General features: G+C 55.8%; 3 protein-coding genes and 1 pseudogene. 3 read left to right on the top strand and 1 reads right to left on the bottom strand.

The features are described from left to right. Positions 1–155: 155 nt before the first annotated feature. The 3 genes and pseudogenes from QMG25_RS20085 to QMG25_RS20075 form a co-directional block, all read left to right on the top strand. Positions 156–374 (top strand): annotated as a pseudogene (locus tag QMG25_RS20085) (ISL3 family transposase); the annotation flags it as partial. 84 nt (positions 375–458) lie between these two features. Beyond that, positions 459–1,115, top strand: a complete 657-nt coding sequence (locus tag QMG25_RS20080) for a transposase (protein ID WP_283462867.1) — start codon at positions 459–461, stop codon at positions 1,113–1,115. 34 nt (positions 1,116–1,149) lie between these two features. Then, on the top strand, positions 1,150–1,509 hold the full coding sequence (locus QMG25_RS20075; protein ID WP_283462865.1) for a transposase: 360 nt from the start codon (positions 1,150–1,152) through the stop codon (positions 1,507–1,509). 289 nt (positions 1,510–1,798) lie between these two features. On the opposite strand, the gene QMG25_RS20070 is transcribed toward QMG25_RS20075, so the two are convergent. Beyond that, positions 1,799–3,274: an APC family permease gene (locus QMG25_RS20070; protein WP_283462863.1), complete on the bottom strand. Its 1,476-nt coding sequence runs from the start codon at positions 3,272–3,274 to the stop codon at positions 1,799–1,801. Between the last annotated feature and the right edge of the window lie 1,595 nt (positions 3,275–4,869).

Here is a 4,869-nt window from a genome sequence, read left to right as displayed (position 1 = left end):
TACTTCACCCGGCGCGACCCGGCCAAGGCCCGGGCCCGCGCCATCGGCCAACTCGAAGCCCTCGGCTACCACGTCTCCATCACTGAAGCAGCCCCAACAGGCCACACCGAAACGCACCTCGCAACCAGCCCACCACGCCCACTCACCTAATTTTCGTGTCAGGACCACGAGCCTTGATCCAGCCTACCCAGTCGTGCCCGGATGCGGTCACGACCCTCTTCAACCTGCCTGATCATCAGGTCATCTCCGCCAGCAATGACGATGCCGCCGGTATCCGTGTTGTCACGGTTGCCTTGGACTCCCCGACAGCTTGCCCAGGCTGTGTCGTCCTGGCGTCTCGGGTCCATTCGCTTCGGACCCAACGGGTTCGGGACATTCTCGTCGCCGGGCACGTGAGGCTCATGTGGGCCAAGCGATGGCTCTTTTGTGACGAGGTTCTCTGTGCCCGGAAAACGTTTTTGCGAATCGACCCAGCAGGTCCCCGGTTTGCCCGTTCCACGACGCGGTTGAAGGAAACCCTCAAGGATGCCGTCATCGACTCTGGCCGGGCCGCATCCGAGGTCGCGGCCGCGTTCAAGGTCTCTTGGTGGCTGGTCAACACGGTCGTGCTCGCTGCCGCCGCGGCGCTGCCGTCCGTGGACTTACTGGAGCCCACACGGCTCGGGATAGACGAACACCGCTACCGATCCGTGCGCTGGCTCCAAGACCAGCTCAGCAAGAAATGGACCCGGTACGAGCCCTGGATGTCAACGATCGTGGACGTCGACACAGGGCAAGTATTGGGCATCGTGGACGGCCGCGACAGCCGTGGCGTGGGGGCCTGGCTCAAAGCAGGTCCCACCACCTGGCTTTGCTGCATTGAGACCGTCGGCATCGACCCTTCGGCGGCGTTCCGCGAGGCCCTGCGCGAGAACCTGCCCGACGCTGCTGTCAGCGTCGATCACTTCCACATGGTGCTTTTGGCCAACGACATGCTCACCCAAGTTCGTCAACGGGTCTCCCGGGAACAGAACGGGCGCCGCGGCCTGAAAACAGACAAAGCATGGGCCCACCGACAATTGCTGCTGCGCGGCTACGACACGCTCTTGCGGCGCAGGCAAGAAACGCCTCGATGACGTCTTCGCCACGGCTGATCCAAGTAAGGACCTCGTGGCTGCTTGGGGTGTGAAGGAAGCCCTGCGCCTGATGCTCTCAGAGAGCAATCCGGCCAGCGTGGAAGACCGAAAAGCCTTCTTTGAACGCCAAGTCAAGGCTGCTGCCATGAAGGAAACTGACCGGCTGCAAAAGACCGTGACCAAGTGGTGGCCAGAGATCCAAACACTGCTGGCCACCCGCGTGACGACAGCGAAAGTCGAGGCCGCCAACACGATGATCAAAAACATTAAAAGGATTGCCCGCGGGTTCGCCCAACCCAACCAACTATCAATCACGTATCCGGCTAAGAAGTACCGCCCGGACCGTGTCATGAATTCATCTCAGCGGCCGGTATCCACCACGAAACGCGAATAGCCTGAAAACCGGACCAACTGGGAATCGAATCCCCGCCGGGCCTCGGCGTTGTCGCTGCTAACCCGAATTCCGGATCAACAATTACAATGGAACTCGACATAAGTCCCATGAAGTGGGTACATGATGCACCGAGAAATGATTTCCTCCAATCCAGCGGAGTCGCTGGCAACAGCAATGGCAACCTTCATGGCCAAATAACGGTCACTTCCCGCTGTTGCCTGATCAAAAAGGAACTAACAGACGCCACAGATCCGTGACATACCTCGGGCTAGTTTACTGAAGATCCCGCCTACGATGAAATAGGTTCCAGTTCTGCGGCATCGTGATCTGGAGGGAGAGCAGTGGCCTCTTTGCTTTTCGCGCGTCTCCATTCATGCTGGGAATACAGCCAGATGGGCAAGTAGCTCCCCAGCACGCCAAAGGCCACCCAAGTGGGCGCCCAACCGATTTCCTGACCGTTGAGGTAGACCACACCGATAACGCAAAGAGGCACATTGAACAGACCAAAGAACAAGCCGACTTTCCCCCAGCCCTTTGGACCCTTGAAAGGCCGTTCTAGATTAGCAAAGGCCGGGTCCTTTTTGGATTTGGCATAGGCGAACAGAGTGAGACCATGGGCTATGGTGTAGCCAATCGCTGAGGCCCCAAGAACTGCCGAGGCGTCTCCCATGGAAATCAGTGCCAGGTTGAAGGCTGCGATGACCAGCAAGGCAACAAAAGGAGTCCCGTGGCGGTTTGTTTGACCCAATACCTTAGGGAGGTTGCCTTCTCGGGACATGGAGTGCATCGCTCGGGAAGAGCCCAGATAGGCCGTTTGAATGATGAGGACCATGGCGGCCATCAACAGGATAATGGTGATCATGGATCCGGCCTTGCCAAAGGCCGCCTCGGCAACCGGAATCAGAGGCGACACAGGTTCGGCCAGTACTCCCTCAACGCCCAGCACACCGATCACTGAAGATTGCAGCAAAACAAACAAGAAAAAGCAGATGACTCCGCAGGCAAATAGTGCTTTGGGGGCATCTTTGGACGGGTTTTTGTACTCTGGACCGTACATCGCTGCCGTTTCCCAAGCACAGGCACTCCAATGCGCAATCCCCAAGACGCCAAAGAGAATCAGAATGTGATGCAGATCCCATGCCCAATCACTCGGCCACCAGTTGCCGGTGATATTGGATAGATCGACGTGTCCGGTAGCAAAAGGGGCAACGGCCAGTATAACCAACGGAATCAAAGATATAGCCGCCAAGATGTAACCCAGAGTGGCTCCGTCCTTGAGACCAAACCAATTCACCACAAACAATCCCGTGAAAATAATGCCACCTGCCATCAACGACAGCTGATACTGGGTAAAGGTCTCGCCCAGCACCGGAAACAGCCCATGAAGGTAACCACCAACCAAGATGGAAAAAATCGCCAGTATTGGGTTCCAGCCAAACCAGTAGCTCCAAGCGGTGAAGCCACCAAGTAGTTTGCCTTTATTGAACCGGCGTTGGTGGTTTTCCGCATATATATGCTGGGCAAAACCCGGCACACCGGAGACCTTAGGAAAGGTAGTGGCCATTTCAGCGTACGCAGTGTTTTGCATGAATCCCTGAAGGACCGATAGTCCCCAGATCAGAATCGCTGCAGACGACACATACATCGGGAGATACCCCAAAGACGGCAGAATCAGCAAGGGCACACCCAGCGCAATGGCCATTCCCTGTTTCCAGTCGATCGACCTTTTCAGGTGGTCGTCTCCAGGCGGACGTTTTTCACTCATTAGGATCTCCTGTAAATAATGTAAAATCATCTGTTGTTAGACATATGACGAACTTTTGAATTTCTAAAGTGACTATGGTGGAATCACAATATTTCTATTGGTAAGTCAAAATGGTGCAATGTAACACTGCCCTGCAGTGTGCGGCGCATTCCGCAGCATTTATTACCGCGGTGTAGAAAAGTGAAGAGTTTGCATATGCGAGGGTTTGGTGGCCGACCTTGAATGTGTGCTCTGCAGCTGCCTTCATGTGGACCAGGGATCCTGCGAGCAAGAGGTGGGCACCTATGCCGGCGTTCACGATTGTGGATATCGGAGGCGGGCGGGTTTCAGAGTTTGCGCCATCGAAGTCATGGTCAGACTAAGATTCTCCGTACCCCGCTCTGCTAGGACGCCTACCATCTTGTGAATGGATCAGGTCTGGCCGAGTGTTGCTGTGAAGGTTTCCACAGTTTTCTCAAATGGATAGTGTTGCGAAAGTAGGATCAAACAAGAGGTGCTTACGGGACTCCGCGTGGAGATCACGTTGAAACCCTTCGGTTGGGGGCTCCGGCGCGTACAGCCTGCAAACTCGGCATCCCTAAGTTGTGAGGGGATGGGAGGCTCCGCTTCGAGCCCTGCTGGCGTGATGCCTGTCACGTTAATTCTTTCCTGACAGTAAAGCTACGCCGCATCATTCATATAGTCCAGTCTTTTTTTGGACCATTCATTTGCTCGTGCTCTAAATTTGCCCAACGACTGTCCCCATGTCGAGTGTCTCCGGGAGCGCTTTCGTGGCCGTCGTCATTGATCTGGTACGCCTAGCTTTCCCTGGGTGATGAGATCAAAACTAAAGTCCTGACATCCTAGGGTCGATAGACGGCGGATGAGCAGTCCAGGGTCGATGGAACTGGCGGGTTTGTAGGCGGTCAGACGGGTTCCGTGGTTGATCAGTTTCGTCTCGGCGTCAAATTCAGGACTTGCCGGCCGGGATAAAGGCCCTGAGTCGATTGAGATTCCCACTGATGAGCGTGAAAACTTGCTCCCTGGATGGCGGAGTGTTCATCTCCAATTCACCAGCACGTACTTGCGCGGCGACCTCACCCGCCGCTTCTTAGGAGTTGCAACGGCTTGGTCCACCTTGGCTTTGGCGGGGGTTGGCGACCATTCGCTCCGAATCGTCCGAATCGTCTGAATCGTCGATCTGGCGCGGTTGGAAGACTTCCCCAGTCGTGGCAGTGGCTTTTAGGGACAGATCTATTCGAGTTTTTTCAAAGGACATGGCGCGGGTGCCCTGCGTAGCGGTAGCTTCGGCGGAGCCCCGCTATTTGGCCGTCACTGGCACAGCGTGACTTTTCCGGACAGTGGTCCTCTAGCCCATCTACTTCAACCGCCGAACGGGACGAGCCCGTGCGCGACATCGGCCATTGCAGTGATCTCCCGCCACGCCGTGACATTTGCTTGGGATGCGTGTGGGTGGCCCAAATATAACCCTATCCTAAAGTGTAGTTGGGACTGTCAGAAAATAGTGTTCCGTCTGCATGTTTGTTTCGTCATGATGGATATCAACCGGAATGCATCCGATTGGCCGTTATTGGTCGGTGACTGAATTGAAGAGG

Origin of the sequence: Arthrobacter sp. H35-D1, assembly GCF_030063185.1 — a bacterium.
Lineage (GTDB): Bacteria > Actinomycetota > Actinomycetes > Actinomycetales > Micrococcaceae > Specibacter.
This window is presented reverse-complemented; position numbering and strand designations above follow the sequence as displayed.